Origin of the sequence: Mesosutterella porci (genome assembly GCF_022134585.1) — a bacterium.
GTDB classification, from domain to species: Bacteria; Pseudomonadota; Gammaproteobacteria; order Burkholderiales; family Burkholderiaceae_F; genus Mesosutterella; species Mesosutterella porci.
Genome location: NZ_JAKNCT010000008.1, coordinates 36,750 through 55,917, shown reverse-complemented (window position 1 = coordinate 55,917; position 19,168 = coordinate 36,750). Strand labels below are relative to the sequence as shown.

The window sequence follows — 19,168 nt, the reverse complement described above, 5'->3', positions numbered from 1 at the left end:
AGAGCGTGAATTTGGAACATTATCTACGATTTTGGTGTGTTCAGCTCAATTTTCGCAAGATCGGCGCGCCCCCGCAGGGGCGGGGCAAATCAGTAATTGCCGATGAACCAGCGCTTGATCGTCTCCCAGGTGCCCCGGCCCATATGCATTTTTCCGCTGTCCATCGCCTTGCGGTGCACCATGGCGTCCCGGGCCGCCTCCCTGAGCAGCCCCACCGCCGTCGACCAGGCCGGGGAGCTGCCCGTGCCGCCGATCGTCTGTCCGATATCCGGCGAGCCGATCCGGCAGTGCTGCTCAAAGACGCTGCGGGCGAGCTTAAGAAAGCCCTCGGTCTGGCTCACGCCTCCGGTGAACACGATGCCGGCGGGAATGCGCTGGTCGAGCCCCGTCCACTTGAGCATCTCGCGCACGATTTTCAGGATTTCGCGCAGCCTCGCCTCGATCACCTCGGCGAGCTCCTGCTGCGCGATCACTCGGGCTTCGCCCACCGGAGTGTCGGCGTACAGCAGCTCCGCGGGATTGATGACGTCGCAGGCCCTGTAGCGGCTCGCGTCCGCCCCGCCGAAGCGCAGCTTCACGAGCTCGGCCGCCTTCTCATCGAGCTGGTAGAGCGCGGCGATGTCCTTTGTGACGGCGCTGCCGCCCAGGGGGACGATCGCCGTGAACCAGACGACGTTGCGGATGTAGACGGTCACGTCGACCGTGCCGCCGCCGAAATCGATCAGGCAGACCCCCAGATCGCGCTCCGAGGGCGTGAGAACCGCCCAGGCCGAGGCCCACACAGGCACGGTCCAGTGCGCCACCTCGACGCCGCTGCGGCGAACGCACCGCAGCAGGTTGGTCGCCGTCGTGGGCGAGCCGCAGGCCACGTGTATCGATGCCTCGAGCCGGTTTCCCGTCATGCCCATGGGCTTGAGGATGCCGCTCTCGCCGTCGACCGCGAACTCCTGGATCAGGATCTTGAGCACCTGCTCGCCGCTCTTGAGCTTGACCTCCTTCGCGTTGGCCACGGCCGCGTCCACATCGGACTGGCCGATCTCGGGTCCGCGCACGGGCGTGGCGCCCACGTTGTTCACGAATCTGAGCCGGTAGTCCTCGCAGGCCGTGTACACATCGGTGATGTGCAGCCCCGAGGTTCTCTCGGCCTCGTCAATGGCCGCGCGGATCGATCCCACGGCCGCCCCGATGTCCACCACGACGCCGCTGCGCACGCCCTCGGAGCGCGTGGAGCCGAGGCCGCAGATCTTCACCGCGCCCTCGCTGTTCGGTTCCGCAACGATCACCGCGACCTTGCTGGTGCCGACGTCGAGCGCCGCCAGTAAATTGCTTTTGTCCATATCGTCCTACACCGCCGGGCCATCCGCTTTCCCGGCGTCCTTCGGCTGCGCGGCCTGGGCCTCCGCGGCGGCCTGCTTCTGTTCATGGGCCGCGATCTTCGCGGGGTCCGGCATCGTGGCCGCGAATGCGTTCACGTAGCGCGCGTCAATCTGAGCGGGCGGCCCTCCCATCATGCGGGCCACCTCGCCGTAGTGGGCGACCACCAGGGCAAAGCGGCTGCCCGCGCTGCTGTCGTGAGTCTCGCGCCCGAGGATAATCCGCGTTTCGGGAACGCTGCCGCCCTCGATCTTCATCGACCAGGCCCCCCGGTCGGTCACGGAAAGCTCCTCGACGTCCGCGCCAAGCCGGCGCGCCAAGGGCTCGAGCACGCCGAACATCTCCACCACCTGCGGGGCCATCGGGTCGGGCCCGGAGAACCGGGGCAGCTTCTGCGCCTCAGAGGCCTTCACCTCCTTCGGCGCGAAAATCTCCCCGCGATCCGACAGCAACCGGGTTCCTCCCCAGAGCGCCGCCGCGCGCCGGCGCACGATTGTGACGCGGAGCGCATCGGGCCAGACCCGCTCGACGCTCGCCCGCGACACCCAGGGCACCGCCTCGGCCACCCCGCGCAGCGCGTCGATGTCGGCGGTGAAGTAGTTCCCGCGCAGGCCCTCCCAGAGCGATTTCTCGAGCGCCGGGCAGTCGATGAAGTCCGTCTCCCCGACGATCTCTATCGTGCGGATGCTGAAGTACGGCCGGTGCACCACATAGTCGCCCGCCAGCCAGGCAAGCGCCGCCAGGCACAGCATCATCACGATGCCCGCGCCCCTGCGGATCTGCCGCTTCGCCCCCGTGGTTTCCTGCATGGCTGTCGTCCCTCAGCCTTGAAAAGGCGCCCCCGGCCTCAGTCGAGCCTCGCCGCGGCCGCCACCTGCATCACGAGCTCCTCGTAGGAAATGCCCGCGGCGCGCGCGGCCATCGGCACGAGCGAATGCGGAGTCATCCCCGGATTCGTGTTGATCTCGAGCAGCCGCCAGGCCCCCTCTTCCATCATGAAGTCGATGCGGCCCCAGCCGCGGGCCCCAATCACCCGGTAGGCGCGCAGCACGTCGCGCTCAATCGCCTGCGCGGTGTTCTCGGGAAGACCGGCCGGGCAGGCGTACTTCACCTCGCTGCCCTGATACTTGTTGACGCTGTTGTAGTCGCCGCCCGGGGCGATGATCTCCACAATCGGGAGCATCCGCGCCGAGCCGCCCTCGCCGAGCACCGCGGCGGTGAACTCCCGGCCGTGGATCAGGCGCTCGACGCGCACCGAATCGTGCCCTCCGCAGCTCTCGCGGATCGCCTTCGCCAGCGAGGCCTCGTCGGCCCGCTTGAGCTTCACGACCCCGAAGGAGCTGCCGTCGTGGTCGGGCTTCACGATGAGGCTCGCGCCGAGCCGGGCGATGATGGAGGCCGCCTCCCGCGGATCGTTCGTCCTCACTCCGTCGGGTACGGGCAGCCCCTCCCCGTGCCAGAGCCGGCAGGTCGCGTCCTTGTCGATGGCCAGCGCGCTCGCAAGCACGCCCGAACCCGTATAGGGGATTCTCAGCCACTCGAGCACGCCCTGAATCGTTCCGTCCTCTCCGCCCAGGCCGTGGAGCATGTTGAAGGCCCGGTCGAATCCCCCGGACTCGAGCTCTCCGAGGCTCTGCCGGCCCGGGTCGAAGGCGCGGGCGTCCACGCCACAGCTGCGAAGCGCCTCAAGCACGCCCTGCCCGCTCGACAGCGACACCTCGCGCTCGCTTGAGCGCCCGCCCATCAATACCGCCACCCGGCCCAGACTCGCCGCGTCAATCATTTTTCTTCCCCCCCTGCAAGCTTGATGATGGCCGGTGCGGCTCGGCCTATGGAGCCGGCGCCCAGCGTGAGCACGACATCGCCGTCGCGCACCACCTTGAGGACTGCCGCGGGCACATCCTCCACTTTTTCCTCATAGATCAGATCCGCTCCGCCCGCAAGCCGGATCGCCCTGGCCAGGGAGCGGCTGTCGGCCCCCACGATCGGGGACTCGCCTGCAGGATAGACCTCGGTGAGCACGAGCACGTCGGCGCCGCGGTTGAGCACCTGCACGAGATCCTCAAAGCAGTCGCGCGTGCGAGTGAAGCGGTGCGGCTGGAAGGCGACCACGATGCGGTGCCCGGGGAAGGCTCCACGGGCGGAGTCGATCGTCGCCTGCATTTCATGGGGATGGTGGCCGTAGTCGTCGATCAGCGTAAAGGTTCCGCCGCCCTCCTCCTGCGGCACGCGCAGCCCCTCGGTCACGGCAAAGCGCCTGCCGACGCCGCGGAAGGAAGCAAGGCCGCGGCGGATCGCTTCGTCGGAGACGCCCACCAGGGTGGCCACCGTGATCGCGGCGAGCGAATTGGCCACATACTGCATGCCCGGCAGGTTCAGAACCACAGGCAGGGGCTCGTAGCCCGGCCGCAGCACCGTGTACTTCATCTGCAGCCCGCAGCGCTCGACGCCCACCGCGCGCACCTGGGCGTCCTCGCTGAGGCCGTAGGTCACCACGCGCTTGGTCACCCTCGGGATGATCGAGCGCACGTTCTCGTCATCGATGCACAGCACCGCCACGCCGTAAAAAGGCAGCCTCTCCACGAAGCGCACGAAGGCTTCCTTCAGCCGCCCGAAGTCCTGCCCATAGGTGTCCATATGGTCGTGGTCGATGTTGGTGACCACGGCGAGCACCGGCGAGAGGTTGAGAAACGAGGCGTCGGACTCGTCGGCCTCGGCGACCAGATACTCGCCTGTCCCGAGCTTCGCGTTGGTGCCGGCCGCGTTGAGCCTGCCGCCGATCACGAACGTGGGGTCGAGCCCTGCCTCGGAAATGAGTGCGGTGGTGAGCGACGTGGTCGTGGTCTTGCCGTGCGTGCCCGCAATGGCGATGCCCTTGCGCAGCCGCATGAGTTCGGCGAGCATCACCGCCCGGGGAACCACCGGGATGCGCGCCGCGCGGGCCGCCTGCACCTCCGGATTGTCCTCATGCACGGCCGAGGAGACCACCACCGCATCAGCCCCTTTTACGTGGCTCGCGTCGTGCCCCTTCCAGACCGTGGCCCCCAGGCTCCTGAGGCGGGCGGTGGTTTCGCTCTCGGCGATGTCCGACCCGGTCACGTGGTAGCCGAGGTTCAGGAGCACCTCCGCTATGCCGCTCATGCCCGCTCCGCCGATTCCGACGAAATGCACGTTTTTGACTACAAATTTCAATGCCATCAGAGCACCTTAAAAGTTAAATCCGTACGTGCCTCAATGATATCCGCAACTCGATCGGCGGCATCCGAATGCGACAGGCGCCGCGCCGCGCAGGCCATGCGCAGCAGCTCCTGGCGGTCTGCGCCGCGCAGCCTCTGCGCAAGCGCCTGCGGCGTGAGGGCGTTTTGCCGCAGGCAGATCCCGGCCCCGTTTTTCTCCATGTACTCGGCGTTCTGCAACTGGTGGGAAGTGGTCTTCACCACCAAAGGAACGAGCATCGCCGCGACGCCCGCCGAGCAGATTTCCGAAACGCTGGTCGCGCCCGCCCTGCAGATCACGAGATCCGACCAGGCGTAGGCCGCGGCCATGTCATCGATAAAGGGGCGGATCGAGGCCTTGAGGCCCGCCTTCGCGTAAAGCCCCCTGACTTCCTCCTCCGCCCCGGCGCCGCACTGGTGAATGACCTCGGGGCGGGCCTCAGGAGGCAGCAGCGCGAGGGCTGCGGGCAGCAGCCGGTTGAGGAAGCGCGCCCCGAGGCTGCCGCCGAAGACGAGCAGGCGCAGCCTCCTGCCGCGGCCCGCCAGCCGCTCCTCGGGAGGCGGAAGCGCCGCAATCTCGCTGCGCACGGGGTTGCCCGTCACCACGGCGCGCGCACCGGCCCGCCGGGCAGCCTCGCCGTCAAAGCCGCACGCGAGGACATCGATAAAAGGAAGCACCATCCGCACCGACAGCAGGCTCGCGGCGTCGCAGTTCATCACCACGGCGGGAATCCCCATCCTGTGAGCGGCGATCGCCGACGGGACGGCGATGTAGCCACCGGTGGAAAAAAAGGCGTTCGCCCCGCGCCGCCGGAGGATGTCCCGCGAAGCGGGAAATGCCCGCAGCAGCTTCACCGCGCCCCTGGCGGCCTCGGCGAGCCCGCGGCCCCGGACGCCTGAAAAGTCGACCGCGTCCATCTCGATGCCGCGCCGCTCGACAAGGCGCCGCTCCATGCCCGTCTCCGTGCCGAGCCAGGAGACCGTCCAGCCCCGGGCGCGCATGGCCGCGGCCACCGCAAGGCCGGGCATCACGTGCCCGCCGGTCCCCGCAGCCGCTATTACCAAATGTTTTCCAGAAGTCATCGCTTTTTCGCTTTTTTCTTATTCCGCAAGCCGGCCTAGATCTGGCCGCCGTGCATCAGCACGCGGTTTTCGTGGTCCACGCGCAGCAGCAGCGCGATGCCGCACAGCGTGGACAGGATCGCCGAACCCCCGTAGCTCATGAGCGGCAGCGTGAGCCCCTTGGTCGGCAGCAGCCCCGTGGCCACGCCGACGTTGATGCAGACCTGCACCCCAATCCAGATGCCCACGCCCTGGGCGACAAGGCCGGAGAAGACGTTGTCCATCTTAACGGCGATGCGGCCGATCTCAAAGGCGCTGCGGATCAGGCGGTAGTACAGGAAAAGCACCACGACCACGCCGACAAATCCGAGCTCTTCGCCGATCACTGCGAAAATAAAGTCCGTATGGGCTTCGGGCAGATAGTTGAGCTTCTCCACCGACCCGCCCAAGCCCGCCCCGAAAATTTCCCCGCGCCCGAGCGCGATGAGAGAGTGGGAAAGCTGGTAGGCCTTGCCCAGCACGTTCTCCTCGTTCCACGGGTCGAGATAGGCCACCACCCGGCTCAGCCTCCAGGGCGTCCAAATGATCATGGACGCCACGAGCCCGACCACGGCCGCGACCATGAGAAAGAAGATTTTATAGGAGAGCCCCCCGACGAACAGCACGCCCATCACGATGGCGATGACAACAATGGTCGCGCCGAGGTCCGGCTGCACGATGAGAAGCGCGGCCACGGCCCCCACGGCAAGAGCCATCGGCAGGAACCCCTTGCGGAAGGAATGCATGTAGTCCTGGCGCGTGAGGGTGAAGTACGAGGCGAAGATCACCGCCACGAACTTCGTGAACTCCGAAACCTGCAGGTTCATGAACGGGAAGCGGATCCAGCGCCGGGAGCCGTTCACGCTCACGCCGACGCCCGGCACGAGCACGAGCACGAGCAGTAGCACGGCCAGCACCCCGAGGGGCTTGGCAAGCCGCAGCCATACCCTCATCGGGACGTGGTAGACGCCGTAGGCCGCGACCAGGGAAATGGCAAGCGAAAAGAGGTGCCGGGTGAGGAAATAGGTCTGGGAGGTGCCGTACTTGGGCGAGTCGGCAAGGGAAATCGAGGCCGAGTAGACCATGACGGTGCCCAGCCCGAGCAACAGGCTCACCACCGCGACCACCACCCAGTCGAAATCGAGGCTCCTGCCGCGCATGAGCCTGCCTCCCGAAACGGGGGTGCTCATCTCGTTGGGATAGACCGCCTCGACCCTGAGCGCGTCTTCGTCCTTTCTGCGGCGCGCAAGGCGGCCGCGGAGCCTATCTAGCACGACCGGCCGGCCTCCTCGGAAGCGATTCGAGCGACGACCTCGCGAAAGAGCTTCGCGCGCTCCACGTAATTAGGAAACATGTCCCAGCTCGCGCAGGCCGGGGAAAGCAGCACCGTGTCGCCCGCGCGGGCCATGGCGAAAGCCTGGCGGACAGCCTGCTCAAGGTCCGGGGCGGCGCTGTGCGGAACGCCCGAGGGCTCGATGGCCCGGGCGATGATCCCGCCGTCGCGCCCGAAGGTGACGGCTCCCTTCGCCCAGCGCTTCACGGCGGGCTCAAGCAGCGAAAAATCCTGCCCCTTGCCGTCGCCGCCGAGAATGACGATAAGCTTCGCGCCTGCGCTGCCCAGCCCTTCGAGCCCGGCGGCGGTCGCCCCCACGTCCGTGCCCTTCGAGTCATCGATGAAATCGACTCCGCGCACCGACTGCACGAACTCCGTGCGGTGCGGCTCGCCGCGGTAGGCCTGCAGCGCCCGCAGCGCGGCGCCCAGATCCGCGCCCGCGGCAAGAGCCAGCGAGAGCGAGGTGAGGGCGTTGAGCGCGTTGTGCAGGCCGCGGATCTTTAGCGCCGAGACCGGCATCAGCCGCTCCAGGCGCAGCCCGCCTGCGTCGTCCAGACGCGAGCGGCACAGCCACTGCACCCCGTCAGATTCCGTGAGTCCCCAGTCGCCGGGGCGCTTCGGCTCGTCAAGCCCGAACGTCTCCGTGCGCTCGCCGGGCCTCGCGCTTTCCATCGACAGGCGGTCGCCCCGGTTGAGCACCTCGAGTGTCCCCGGAGTGAAGATCCGGCGCTTGGCCTCGACGTACGGGCCGAATCCGCCGTGCCAGTCAAGGTGGTCCTGCGTCACGTTGGTAATCACCGCGGCCCTGCAGTGCAGGCTGGAGGTCGTTTCAAGCTGGAAGCTCGAAAGCTCCAGCACCCAGACCTGGGGCAGCTCGCCCGAGGCCGCGCGCATGGAGAGCTCCCGAATCGCGCTCGGCCCGATGTTGCCCGCCGCCACCGCCGTCAGGCCGCTTTCGAGCAGCATCCTCGTGGTGAGCGAGGTGGTCGTGGTCTTGCCGTTTGTGCCCGTCACGCCGATCACGCAGGGACTGTAGCCTGTCTGCCCGCGCAGCCTCTCGAGCTCCCGGGCAAAAAGCTCGATCTCGCCCACGACCTCGATGCCGCGCTCCCGCGCCGCCTTCACCACGGGAGCCGCGGCGGAAAACCGCGGCGAGAGCCCGGGCGAAATCATGACGAGCTGCGCCCCGTCAAGGCCTGCCGGGTCCATCGGGCTTGAAAACTTCGCCGATGGCACCTCCGAGCGCAGCCTGTCCAGCAACGGCGGCTGCCGCCTCGTGTCCTGCACCAGCACGTCAAAACCCCGCCCGGCCAGGTACAAGGCGGCGTTAAAACCGGAGGATCCCAGTCCGAGAACCACAGCCTTTTGAGTTGACATAGCCTTATCCCTTCTTCAGATCCCGCTGCGGGAGATCAGCGGATTTTAAGCGTTGTGAGGCCGATCAGAACAAGAATGATCGTGATGATCCAGAAGCGCACCACCACCTGCGTTTCCGCCCAGCCCTTCAGCTCGAAGTGATGGTGCAGCGGGGCCATGAGGAAAACCCGCTTGCCGTGCGTGAGCCTGAAGTACGTGGTCTGGATGATGACCGAAAGTGTCTCCACGACGAAAATTCCGCCCATGATCGCCAGCACAAGCTCCTGGCGCACGATCACCGCGATGCAGCCAAGAGCGCCTCCGAGCGCGAGCGCGCCCACGTCGCCCATGAACATCTGGGCCGGATGGGCGTTGAACCAGAGGAACGCGAGCCCCGCGCCGGCCATCGCCCCGCAGAAAACGACAAGCTCGCCGGCTCCCGGGATGTAGTGGAAAAGCAGGTACTCGGCGAAATCGGGCCGTCCCAGCGCATAGGCGAAGATGCCGAGCGCGCCGCCCACCATCACGCAGGGCAGGATCGCGAGGCCGTCAAGCCCGTCGGTCAGGTTCACGGCATTGCTCGTGCCCACGATGACGAAATACGTGAGTACGACGAAGCCGAACACGCCGAACGGGAAGGAGATCTGCTTGAAAAACGGAATCGTGAAGTCGAGTCTGCCGCTGTAGGGCAGCGTAAAGCCCGAGCGGAGCCAGTCCCAGAGCATTGAGAAAGCCGAGGAGCCCGAGGGGGCCTCGATCGCGAAGGCGAGGTAGACCGCCACGAGGATGCCGATGAGCGACTGCCAGCCGAACTTTTCACGTGCGCTCATGCCGTGGGGATCGTGGTGCACCACCTTGCGGTAGTCGTCCGTCCAGCCGATCCAACCGTACCCGAGCGTCACGAGCAGCACCACCCAGATGTAGCGGTTCGACAGGTCAATCCACAGCAGCGTCGAAATGGTCATCGAGGCCAGGATCAGGATGCCGCCCATCGTGGGCGTCCCGTCCTTTTTCAGATGGGTCTTCGGCCCGTCGGTGCGCACCGCCTGGCCGAAATGCAGCTTCTTGAGCTCGCGGATCGTGTAAGGGCCGAAGGCCAGCCCTATCGCGAGCGCCGTCAGCGTCGCGAGCACCGCCCTGAGCGACAGGTAGTCGAAGACTGCAAAGGCCCGGACGCTGCCGGAGAGCCAGTGGAAAAGGTAAAGAAGCATGTCAAAACTCAGTTCGTTGTTTGATCAGAGCGGCATCCGCCTTCCTGCAGCGCCTTCACAATCCGATCGAAGTGCATGAAATTGGACGCTTTCACGAGCACCGTGCCGCCCTTCATTGCGGAGACCTCCTCGAGCGCCTGCTGCTGCAGATCGCCGAAGCTCGCGAAATGCCGCGCCCCGGGACCGAAGGCCCGGGCCGCGCAGGCCATCAGAGTCCCGCAGCACAGCATTTTCTGCACCCCGCTTTCTGCGGCGAAGCGCCCGATTTCCTCGTGGTACTCGGCGCCTCGGGAGCCCACCTCGCCCATGTCCCCCGCGATGAGCACGCGGGGAGCGGGAGCGCCGGCGAGCACGCGGATCGCCGCGCGCATCGAGTCGGGGTTCGCATTATAAGTGTCGTCGATCAAGAGCACTCCCGAGGGCAGCATCGTCCTCACGCCGCGGCGGGCGACAGGCCGGAACCGGCGCAGCCCCTCGGCCACCGCCTCCAGCGGAATGCCCGCGGCGAGCGCGCAGGCCGCGGCCGCGCAGGCGTTGCGGCCATTGTGCGCGCCCGCGATCGCGAGCCGCACCATCAGGTCGCCCGCGGGGGTTTTCATGCGCACCTCCGTGCTCGAGGCCATGGCGAAGACTTCCGCCGTCACGTCCGCCGCAGTACCGGGCTGGGTCGCGAAGGTCATCGTGCGCCGCCCCGCGGCGTCCCTGCGCCAGATGCCGGCGCAGGCGTCATCGGCCGGGAAGACCGCCACGCCGTCCTCCGGCAGGGCCTCGATCGCCCGGCCGTTCTCGACAGCCGTTGCCTCAACGTTCGGCAGGAACTCCTGATGCTCGCGCTGGGCGTTGTTGACCAGCGCGACTGTCGGGGCGATCTCTGCGGCGAGCTCGGCCATCTCGCCCACATGGCTCATCCCCGCCTCAACCACGGCGGCCCGGTGGGCGCGGCGCAGCCGCCACAGGGTGATCGGCACTCCCACGCCGTTGTTGAAGTTGCCCTCGGTGGCAAGGCTCCCCTGCTCGCCGAAAGCCGCGCGAAGGACAGAGGCGATCATCTGGGTCGTCGTGGTCTTGCCGTTGCTGCCCGACACGAGGATCACCGGAATCGTGAACCGGCGCCTCCAGGCCGCCGCCGACTCGGAAAAGGCGCGCCCGACGTCGGGCACGACGATCTGGGGCGCGTCCGAGCCCTGCACGGGGCGGGAAACCAGAACCGCGGCCGCGCCCTTGCCAAGTGCATCCCCCGCAAAGTCCGTGCCGTCGAAACGCTCGCCTCGCAGCCCCACGAAAAGTTCTCCGGGCCGCACTTTCCTCGCGTCCGTTGAGACGCCCGTCACCCTGACCGAGCCGTCGCCCAGAAGCTTCGCGCCGGCGATCGTGGCCGCGATTTCCGCTGCCGAAATCAACTCTTCACTCATTTCTGTTCCTTGTTCCTGCGGGCAGCCCGGGCGCGTTCCCCGAAGGCCCGTTCAAGCGCCTCCGCATCGGAGAAGTGATGCCTCACGCCCCGCACTTCCTGATAGGTCTCATGGCCCTTGCCCGCCACGAGGATCACATCCTCGGGGGCGGCCTCGGACACCGCCATCTGAATCGCCTCCGCCCGGTCGAGGATGATGCGGGGACTTCCCGCTCCGGCGGCCACGGCCTGTGCGATGGTCAACGGGTCTTCAAAGCGCGGATTGTCCGTCGTGACGATGACCCGGTCGGCGCCTGCGGCCGCCGAGCGGCCCATGAGGGGCCGCTTGCCGTGATCTCGGTTGCCGCCCGCGCCTACGACGATCCAAAGCCTGCCGCCGCGGGCGCGGGCCACCGGCCGCAGCGTCTCCAGGGCCTTGTCTATCGCGTCAGGCGTATGGCAGTAGTCAACCACGCCCAGCGGCATCCCCGGAGCGCGCACCTGCTGCAGGCGCCCCGGCGGCGGCAGCAGCTCCCCGAGAAGCGCCGCGACCTGCTCCGCCCCGGCCGCTCCGGAGGCAAGCACCACGCCTGCGGCGCCCAGCAGGTTGTCCACGTTGAACAGTCCGAGCGCCTTGGCCTGCACCGGGTACTGCCTGCCCTTCCAGGCGAGGCGGAACGACACGCCCGAAGCCCCGACTTCGACGTCCCGGGCCTCCAGCGCCTCGCAGCCCTCGGGCACGGCCGTGCCCCGCGAGGTCGCCGCAATGGTGCGCACTCCGTGCGCGAGCGCCGTGCGGCACATCCGGGCTCCCGCCGGATCGTCGATGTTTACCACCGCGGCCTCCAGCTCCGGCCGCTCGAAAAGCAGCGCCTTCGCATCCTCGTAGGCCTGCATGGTCTTGTGGTAATCGAGGTGGTCGCGGGTGAGATTGGTGAAAAGGGCCCAGCGGATCCGCGTCCCGTCCAGCCGTCCCTGCACCAGGCCGATCGAACTTGCCTCGATCGCAAAGGCCCGGGCCCCGTCGAGCAGAGCCGCATGAAGCAGACGCTGGATGGTCACCGGGTCGGGCGTGGTGAGGGGCACCGCCGAATAGGAGCGCCCCGCCATGCTGCAGCCTATGGTGCCGAGCACCGCGCAGGGCTGCCCGAGCCGGGTGAAGAGCTCGCCCATCCACTGACTCGTGGTCGTCTTGCCGTTGGTGCCGGTCACCGCCGCCCCCGAAAGGCGGCGTGAAGGCTCTCCGTAATAAGCCGAAGCGAACCCGCCCAGCGAGGCGGCCAGCCCCTTCACCGCGAGGCTGGGGACGGCATCGGGCGGCTGAACCCCCTGCGCGCCCTGCGCCTCGTAGAGCACGGCGCCCGCGCCCGCGTCCGCCGCGGCCTGCATAAAGCGCCGGCCGTCGGCCGAAAGCCCGGGAACTGCGAGAAACACGTCGCCTTTTGCGACGCGCCTTGAATCCAGCTCGAGCTGCGCGTCGGCAGCAACCTTTTGCTTCAACCACTGAAGGGCTTCGCCCAGCGTTGCCTCAGACATTGGCTTCAGAATCCTCTTGAACTTTGACATTCAGTGCGCAGACGGCGCCGCGCCGCCCTGGCGGGGCCTGCGGCCTCCGGCGAGCGCAACGCCGCGCCCGGAGTCTGCGTTTTTCGCGAACACGACCCCCTGAAGCGTGTCAGGCTGGTCGGGCGCCACGTGCAGCGTGGTGAGCACTCCCTCGGCTATCTGCGCGAACACAGGAGCCGCCACAACGCCGCCCACATGGCCGCCTTCCGTCGGATCATCGACCATGACGGCGATGATCACCCGCGGGTTGGAAGCCGGCACGATGCCGATGAAGTCGGAGACGTAGCGGTGCACGTACTGGCCATTCTGAATCTTGTAGGCCGTCCCCGTCTTTCCGGCGACCGAGTAGCCCGGAACCCGGGCGCGGGTCGCGGTACCTCCTGACTCGAGCACGCCCATCATCATGCCGCGCATCTGGTGGGCGGTCTTCGGCTTGTAGACCTGAACGCCCTCTGCCGCCCGCCCGGTCTTGAAGAGGGTGAGCGGAATCACGTCGCCGTTGCGGGCGAAGGCCGTGTAGGCCCGCACGAGCTGCACCAGGGAAACGGCCACGCCGTGGCCGTAGGAGATGGTCGCCTGCTCGATCGGCTGCCAGTTCTTGCCGTTGCGCAGAATGCCGGCGGCCGCGCCGGGGAATCCCACGTCGGGCGCAGTGCCGAACCCGAGGTCTCGATACATCTTGTACATCACCTCGCGGTTCACCTTGAACGAAATCTTGGTGGTGCCGATATTGGAGGACTTCGCGATCACCTGCCGCACGGAAATCCGCCCGTAGTTGTGGGTGTCGCTGATCGTGCGGTTGCCGATCGTGAAGCGCCCGGGCGAGGTGTCGATTATCGTGTCAGGAGTGACCGCGCCCATGTCGAGGCCCTTGGCGACCGCAAAGGGCTTCATCGTGGAGCCGGGCTCGAACACATCAGTCAGCGCGCGGTTTCTCATGCGCTCGAAGGTGACCGTGCGGCGCTCGTTCGGATCGTAAGTCGGGATGTTGGCGAGGGCGAGGATCTCGCCCGTGCGCACGTCGGCCACTATCGCCGCCCCGGCCTTCGCCTTGTGGGCGGCCACCGACTTGGAAAGCGCATCAAACGTGAGGTACTGGATGCGCGAGTCAATCGACAGCTCAATGTCCTTGCCGGACACCGGCTCGCGCAGCCAGGCATCCTCCACGACCCGGCCCAGGCGGTCGCGGATCACGCGCCGGCGGCCCGACTCTCCGGTGAGAACAGTGTCGCGCGCAAGCTCAATGCCCTCCTGGCCCTTCTCCTCCAGGTTGGTGTAGCCGACGACATGGGCGGAGACCTGCCCGTCGGGATACTGGCGCCTCATCTCGTCAGAAACGTGCACGCCGGGGATCTTGCATTCCTTCACCTGGTTGGCCACGCTCACGTCCACCTGCCGGTGCAGGTACACGAAGCTCTTGTTGCGCCGCACGGCGATCTTCGCCATGATCTCCGAGGGCTTCATGTCGAGCAGCTTCCCGAGCTTTGCGATCTGCTCCGGAGTGGCGGCCGCGGCCTCCGAGGGCACGACCCAGACCGACCGGGCGGGCATGGTCGAGGCGAGCACGATGCCGTTGCGGTCGAGGATCTGTCCTCTCGGCGCAGGCACGGACAGCGTGCGGGCGAACCGCACCTCGCCCTGCCGCAGCAGGAAGTCGGTCGAGATGCCGCCCTGGAGCCAGAACGCGCGCAGCACCAGCACGCACAGCGCCCCGGAAATGATGCCGAGCGCTATGTAGGAACGCACCGGCTGGATCTGAACCGCAAGCAGCGGGTCCTGCCCAGGGGCGGCCCGCCGGCCCTTAATCGGAACGCCTTCCAGGCGCCACCAGCGCTTGAACCGGACGATGAGCCGCCTGGCCAGGCGTCTCGCGGTTTTTCTGAGCCACTCATTCATGATTCAGCCCCCCGCTTCCCTTTACCGGCGGCAGCTCCTTGTACTCGAGCGTCACCGTGTTGCGGCTCGTCGCGGGCTGCAGCCCCGATTTCGCAGCCTCGGTGGCGATGTATCCGGGCAGGGCCGCGCGCGAAATCTCCATATAAAGATCCGTCGCGTCGTCGTTGAGCCGCTTGCTCTCGTTTTGCAGCCGCTCGATCTGCGCGGTGAGCGACCGGACCCTGCTCTGGCTCGTGACAAGAGAGATTCCGCTCAGGAAGAGGACTGCGGCCCCCGCCAGCGTCACGACCGTGATGACCCTGAAGCGCCCTCCGCTCATCTGCCGCCTCCCAGCACTTTCTCCGGATCCCTCCAGGGCTCGGCGCTGCGCTCGCCCACCCGCAGCGTCGCCGAGCGGGCGCGGGGGTTCGCTGCGCATTCGGCCTCGCCGGGACGGATGCGCCGCACCCGTTCGAACAGCGGGCTCGGAAGGTCCGACTGCCGCAGCGGCAGCCTCGGGTCGACCTCCCTTTCGGGATGCTCGGCCGCCTCGAAAAATCTTTTCACAATCCGGTCCTCGAGCGAGTGGAAGCTGATCACTGCGAGCCGCCCGCCCGGCGCGAGCAGCTCCCCGGCCTGCCGCAGCGCCTCGCTCAGCTCGTCAAGCTCTCCGTTGATCCTGATGCGTATCGCCTGGAAGGTCCGGGTGGCCGGATGCTGCGCGCTGTCGCTGCGGCTTCTCGGCACCGCCCCCTCCACGATCGAGGCGAGCCTGAAGGTCGTGTCGACGGGCGCCTTCGCGCGCTCGGCGACGATCGCGCGGGCGATGCGCCTCGCATAGCGCTCCTCGCCGTAGCGGGAAATCGTCTCGGCGAGCTCCTGCTCCTTCACGCCGGCGAGCCACTGCGCCGCCGTCATGCCGCAAGAGGTATCCATGCGCATATCGAGGGGGCCGTCACTGCGGAAGGAAAAACCGCGCGAGGCATCGTCGATCTGCGGAGAAGAAACCCCGATGTCCATCATGATGCCGCTCACGGAGCCGGGCGCAACGCCGCGGGCCGCCAGCTCGCCGCTCATGCGGGAAAAGGGAGTATGAATGATCCTGAAGCGGGGATCCACGATCGAGGCGGCGGCTGCCACTGCCTCGGGATCGCGGTCAAAGGCGAAAAGCCTGCCGGCAGGGGAAAGTCTCGCAAGAATGCGGCGCGTGTGCCCGCCGCGCCCGAAGGTGGCATCCACATAAAGGCCGTCAGCCTTCCACACCAGCTCCCGCGGGGTTTCCTCCGCAAGGACCGGCCGATGGGCGAACTCTTTCGAGCCTGCCTGATGAACTGCGCTTTCCAAAACCTGTCCCGCCTGTCAGTTAAAAAATTTCCGGGGGCGGCCGCGGGGGAGCGCCTTCCCTTGAAAACCGGAAGACTCCCTTGGCGCAACGTCCTGCGGCTGGAGCAAAATCGTATCGCGAATCTTAAACGAGTTTGACCAGTTGAAAAAGTTTAAATGAAAATATATCAGGAACCCGCTGAAAACGGGGGTTTGACCACCCCGGTGCTAATTCCCGGGAATTTTCCTTGCATAAGGGAAAACAGCGGAAAAAGGATTTTCACGAAGAGCCGAAAAGGCGTAAACGCCATAAAATTTCATTTCAAAATCATTGGGATTTGATTTTATAGAAATTAGACGTCTCTTTTCTGCGGCCAAAAGATTAACACCGCCGGGTCCGCCGCAGCGATGGATAAGGGCACGGAGTTTCTCTATAAGCCGGATTTTGTTCCGGGTCGCCCCGGTGACGGCCATTCGTCTTGTCCCGGCCTCGCGGCCGGGCTCTAGCCACTTACCCGCAGCCTCGCCGGACAGGGTCATCGGCTGCCTATTTAGTGTTGCTTCCCGTAGAGATTGCCCGTTTCACCCGAACTGAATCGGCTCGTCTCTGCTGCTCTGATCCGCGCCTCGCGGCGGGCAGCCGTTAGCTGCTACGGTGTCCTGTGAAGTCCGGACTTTCCTCGGGCGGGGGCCGCTGGGCCGCCCGTCCACGGCCGTCCGAGAAACTCCGTGCGGAGGCACACTATAAGAAGAAATCTCAAAAGAAGCAAACGCTCCGCCGGGGCGCTGGCATACAATATCCTTTTGATTTGCCGTTCGACCTGTCTGCCAGCAAATGTTCTCAGCAAAAAAACTGATCCCTCTTGCCGTACTCTCCAGTCTGTGCGCGGCCGCTTCCGCCGAGGGCCTCGCGGCCAGGGCGCTGTCCGCGATCAGCGAAACTACGCCCGCCGGCCTTGTCGACGACTCCGAACGCGAGCCGGGAGCCACAGGCTGGTTCAAATCCGTGGGCCGCGGCTTCGGCAGGCTCGTCGACCGGGGCGACACCCATCTCGTGCTGCCCCTGTACACGGAGCATCCGCGCTGGGACTACTCCAATCGCAGCCAGGAGAATGCCTATCCCTTCGGCGGCGGCTTTGCCCGCAGCATGATCGACAGCCGGGGCAACGAAAGGCTCGCCTACGCGATCGTCTTCTCCGACTCCCACTACAAGCCCGAGCCCTTCCTGGGCTACGCCTGGCTGTCCCGCTGGAACGTGGGCCAGACGGGGCTGCATGTCGGCGCGGGCTACCTCGCTGGGCTGACCTTCCGCGCGGATTACATGTGGCTGCCCATCCCCGCGCCCCTGCCCCTTGTCAACGTCGGCACGAAGAACGTCGGGGCCTACATGACCTACATCCCGTTCTCCAACGTCTTTTTCGTTTTCTCCACCATCGCGATTGACAGCCGCTCGTCCAGAGAGATGCCCCTCACGCCGAAAAGCGTCTGGTTCAACCGCAGCAACCTTGTTTACGGCGGCGCCTCCTGGGTGCACAACGACCTGGGCAGTCCGGACGGCATGACGATGAGCTCCGATGCCGGGTGGAACGCGGGCGTGCGCCACTACTTCGATCGCCACTGGGCGGCCGACCTCGGCGTGATACGGTCCCGGCACAACACTTACTGGTACGGCGACAAGCGCCACAAGTGGGACATGACCCAAGTCAATCTCTTCGGCCAGTACCACGCCGATGCCACTGACGCCCTGCGCGTCTTCGCCGGCCTGGGGCTCGGCTACGCCAGCCTGCACCGCGACGGGCTCACGAAAAACTCCGTCCATCCGGCCATGCAGGTGGGATTTACATGGGCCTTCAGCCGCGAATTCCACCTGACCGGCAACATGACGACCGCCTTCCCGCGCTTTCACCACATCGACGACGAGGTGACCACAGGCAAGGCGACGGCCCGGCCCGCTCCGACCTCCTTCAATCTCTCGCTCGGGAAAACGTTCTGAGGCGCAGCCCGAAGCCTCGCGCTCTCGCCGGCTCTTTTATTAAAATACCGGGATCCCGGCTTGAGCCGGGATCCCTTTCTTTTTTCTCACTCAGAAGACTATTTTCATGGATCGCAATGATGAGCTTTTCGAACGCGCGCAGCGTTCCATCCCCGGCGGCGTCAACTCGCCCGTCCGCGCTTTCCGCTCGGTAGGCGGCTCTCCGCGCTTTATGCAGAAGGCCTCCGGGCCCTTCATGTGGGATGTGACCGGAAAGAAGTACATCGACTACATCCTTTCCTGGGGCCCCATGATCCTCGGCCACGGCAACCCGGAGGTCCTGCGGGCGGTCCATGAGGCGTGCGACCGCGGGCTTACTTTTGGAACGGCGACGGAACCCGAAATCCTGATCGCCGAGGAAATCCGCAAGCTCGTCCCCTCCATCGAGACCGTCCGCCTCGCCTCCTCCGGCACAGAGGCCGGCATGAGCGCCATCAGGCTGGCCTGCGGCTTCACGGGCCGCAGCAAGGTGATCAAGTTCGAGGGGTGCTACCACGGGCATTCCGACCGCCTGCTCGTCAAGGCGGGCAGCGGCATGCTCACCTTCGGGCACCCGAGCTCAGCCGGCATCCCCGCCGGGGTCACCGCCGACACGATCGTCCTCGAATACAACAACCCCCAGCAGCTCGAGGACACCTTCAGGAGCTGCGGCAGCGAGATCGCCTGCGTGATCGTCGAGGCCGTGGGCGGCAACATGAACATGGTGAAGGGCTCACCCGAGTTCATCCATGCGATCCGCGATCTGTGCACCCGATACGGCGCCGTGATGATCGTCGACGAGGTCATGACCGGATTCCGCGTCGCGCTGGGCGGCGCTCAGTCGGTCTACGGCGTGAAGCCCGACCTCACCATGCTGGGCAAGGTGGTGGGCGGCGGCATGCCCGTTTCCGCCTTCGGCGGGCGGCGGGACATTATGAACATGGTGGCCCCGCTCGGCCCCGTCTACCAGGCGGGCACGCTGTCCGGGAACCCGGTCGCGGTCGCAGCGGGCCTGGCTACGCTCAGGCTCGTGCAGGCCCCCGGGTTCTACGACCGCCTCACCTCCATTTCCCGCAGGCTCACCGAAGGCCTCACCGAGGCCGCGCGAAGCGAGGGCGTTCCGTTCTGCGCCGACTACTGCGGCGGCATGTTCGGCCTTTACTTCCTGCCGAAAGTGCCCACGCGCTTCTCTGAAGTCACCCGGGCCGACACCGCAGCCTTCGGCCGCTGGTTCCACCACATGCTCGACGCCGGCTGCTATTTCGCGCCCTCCACTTATGAAGCTGGGTTTGTCTCCATCGCCCACACGGACAAGGAGATCAGCCACACCATCGAAGCGGCCCGCGAGGCCTTCGCCGCGCTCAAGGCCGGCCAGTAAGCCGCCGGGCTGTCCCGGACGGGGGAGGAAGACAG

Annotated in this window: 15 protein-coding genes and 1 other RNA gene; 2 read left to right on the top strand and 14 right to left on the bottom strand. The window is 66.5% G+C overall.

From position 1 onward, the window contains the following. Nucleotides 1–89: 89 nt before the first annotated feature. The 14 genes from ftsA to rnpB all read right to left on the bottom strand — a co-directional run bounded on the left by ftsA (nucleotide 90) and on the right by rnpB (nucleotide 16,473). Nucleotides 90–1,337 carry a cell division protein FtsA gene (gene ftsA / locus MAF45_RS07385; protein ID WP_237978994.1) on the bottom strand — a complete coding sequence of 416 codons (1,248 nt, stop codon included), beginning with the start codon at nucleotides 1,335–1,337 and terminating at the stop codon, nucleotides 90–92. Nucleotides 1,338–1,343: 6 nt separating this feature from the next. Next, a complete protein-coding gene (locus tag MAF45_RS07380; protein WP_237978993.1) occupies nucleotides 1,344–2,183 on the bottom strand; it encodes a cell division protein FtsQ/DivIB in 840 nt (279 codons plus the stop codon). Nucleotides 2,184–2,221: 38 nt separating this feature from the next. Beyond that, the gene (locus MAF45_RS07375) at nucleotides 2,222–3,157 is read right to left on the bottom strand and encodes a D-alanine--D-alanine ligase (protein ID WP_237978992.1); all 936 of its coding nucleotides are present in this window, start codon (nucleotides 3,155–3,157) and stop codon (nucleotides 2,222–2,224) included. Then, nucleotides 3,154–4,566, bottom strand: coding sequence for a UDP-N-acetylmuramate--L-alanine ligase (gene murC / locus MAF45_RS07370; RefSeq protein WP_237979085.1), 1,413 nt, complete (start codon nucleotides 4,564–4,566; stop codon nucleotides 3,154–3,156). The genes MAF45_RS07375 and murC overlap by 4 nt, the downstream gene beginning before the upstream one ends. A 5-nt stretch (nucleotides 4,567–4,571) precedes the next feature. Beyond that, nucleotides 4,572–5,672 carry an undecaprenyldiphospho-muramoylpentapeptide beta-N-acetylglucosaminyltransferase gene (gene murG / locus MAF45_RS07365; RefSeq protein WP_237978991.1) on the bottom strand — a complete coding sequence of 367 codons (1,101 nt, stop codon included), beginning with the start codon at nucleotides 5,670–5,672 and terminating at the stop codon, nucleotides 4,572–4,574. 35 nt (nucleotides 5,673–5,707) lie between these two features. Continuing rightward, entirely contained in the window at nucleotides 5,708–6,964 is a 1,257-nt protein-coding gene (gene ftsW, locus MAF45_RS07360) for a putative lipid II flippase FtsW (RefSeq protein ID WP_237978990.1), read from the bottom strand. Continuing rightward, nucleotides 6,958–8,400: a UDP-N-acetylmuramoyl-L-alanine--D-glutamate ligase gene (gene murD, locus MAF45_RS07355; RefSeq protein WP_237978989.1), complete on the bottom strand. Its 1,443-nt coding sequence runs from the start codon at nucleotides 8,398–8,400 to the stop codon at nucleotides 6,958–6,960. The genes ftsW and murD overlap by 7 nt, the downstream gene beginning before the upstream one ends. A 35-nt stretch (nucleotides 8,401–8,435) precedes the next feature. After that, entirely contained in the window at nucleotides 8,436–9,590 is a 1,155-nt protein-coding gene (mraY, locus tag MAF45_RS07350; protein ID WP_237978988.1) for a phospho-N-acetylmuramoyl-pentapeptide-transferase, read from the bottom strand. Between the two features lie 8 nt (nucleotides 9,591–9,598). Then, a complete protein-coding gene (locus tag MAF45_RS07345; protein WP_237978987.1) occupies nucleotides 9,599–11,002 on the bottom strand; it encodes a UDP-N-acetylmuramoyl-tripeptide--D-alanyl-D-alanine ligase in 1,404 nt (467 codons plus the stop codon). Then, a complete protein-coding gene (locus MAF45_RS07340; RefSeq protein WP_237978986.1) occupies nucleotides 10,999–12,516 on the bottom strand; it encodes a UDP-N-acetylmuramoyl-L-alanyl-D-glutamate--2,6-diaminopimelate ligase in 1,518 nt (505 codons plus the stop codon). The genes MAF45_RS07345 and MAF45_RS07340 overlap by 4 nt, the downstream gene beginning before the upstream one ends. 30 nt (nucleotides 12,517–12,546) lie before the next feature. Then, on the bottom strand, nucleotides 12,547–14,442 hold the full coding sequence (locus MAF45_RS07335; RefSeq protein ID WP_237978985.1) for a peptidoglycan D,D-transpeptidase FtsI family protein: 1,896 nt from the start codon (nucleotides 14,440–14,442) through the stop codon (nucleotides 12,547–12,549). Next, nucleotides 14,435–14,761: a hypothetical protein gene (locus MAF45_RS07330; RefSeq protein WP_237978984.1), complete on the bottom strand. Its 327-nt coding sequence runs from the start codon at nucleotides 14,759–14,761 to the stop codon at nucleotides 14,435–14,437. Before MAF45_RS07330 ends, MAF45_RS07335 begins: the two co-directional genes overlap by 8 nt. Beyond that, complete coding sequence (gene rsmH / locus MAF45_RS07325; protein ID WP_237978983.1) at nucleotides 14,758–15,765, bottom strand: 16S rRNA (cytosine(1402)-N(4))-methyltransferase RsmH; 1,008 nt, start codon at nucleotides 15,763–15,765, stop codon at nucleotides 14,758–14,760. Before rsmH ends, MAF45_RS07330 begins: the two co-directional genes overlap by 4 nt. Nucleotides 15,766–16,162: 397 nt before the next feature. Continuing rightward, nucleotides 16,163–16,473: RNase P RNA component class A (gene rnpB / locus MAF45_RS07320), an RNA gene on the bottom strand. Between the two features lie 106 nt (nucleotides 16,474–16,579). Here rnpB and MAF45_RS07315 point away from each other — a divergent pair. Together MAF45_RS07315 and hemL are read left to right on the top strand one after the other, a co-directional pair. Continuing rightward, nucleotides 16,580–17,737 (top strand): hypothetical protein, encoded by a 1,158-nt coding sequence (locus MAF45_RS07315; RefSeq protein WP_237978982.1) that lies wholly within the window; start codon nucleotides 16,580–16,582, stop codon nucleotides 17,735–17,737. Between the two features lie 106 nt (nucleotides 17,738–17,843). After that, a complete protein-coding gene (gene hemL, locus MAF45_RS07310) occupies nucleotides 17,844–19,133 on the top strand; it encodes a glutamate-1-semialdehyde 2,1-aminomutase (RefSeq protein WP_237978981.1) in 1,290 nt (429 codons plus the stop codon). Nucleotides 19,134–19,168 lie beyond the last annotated feature (35 nt).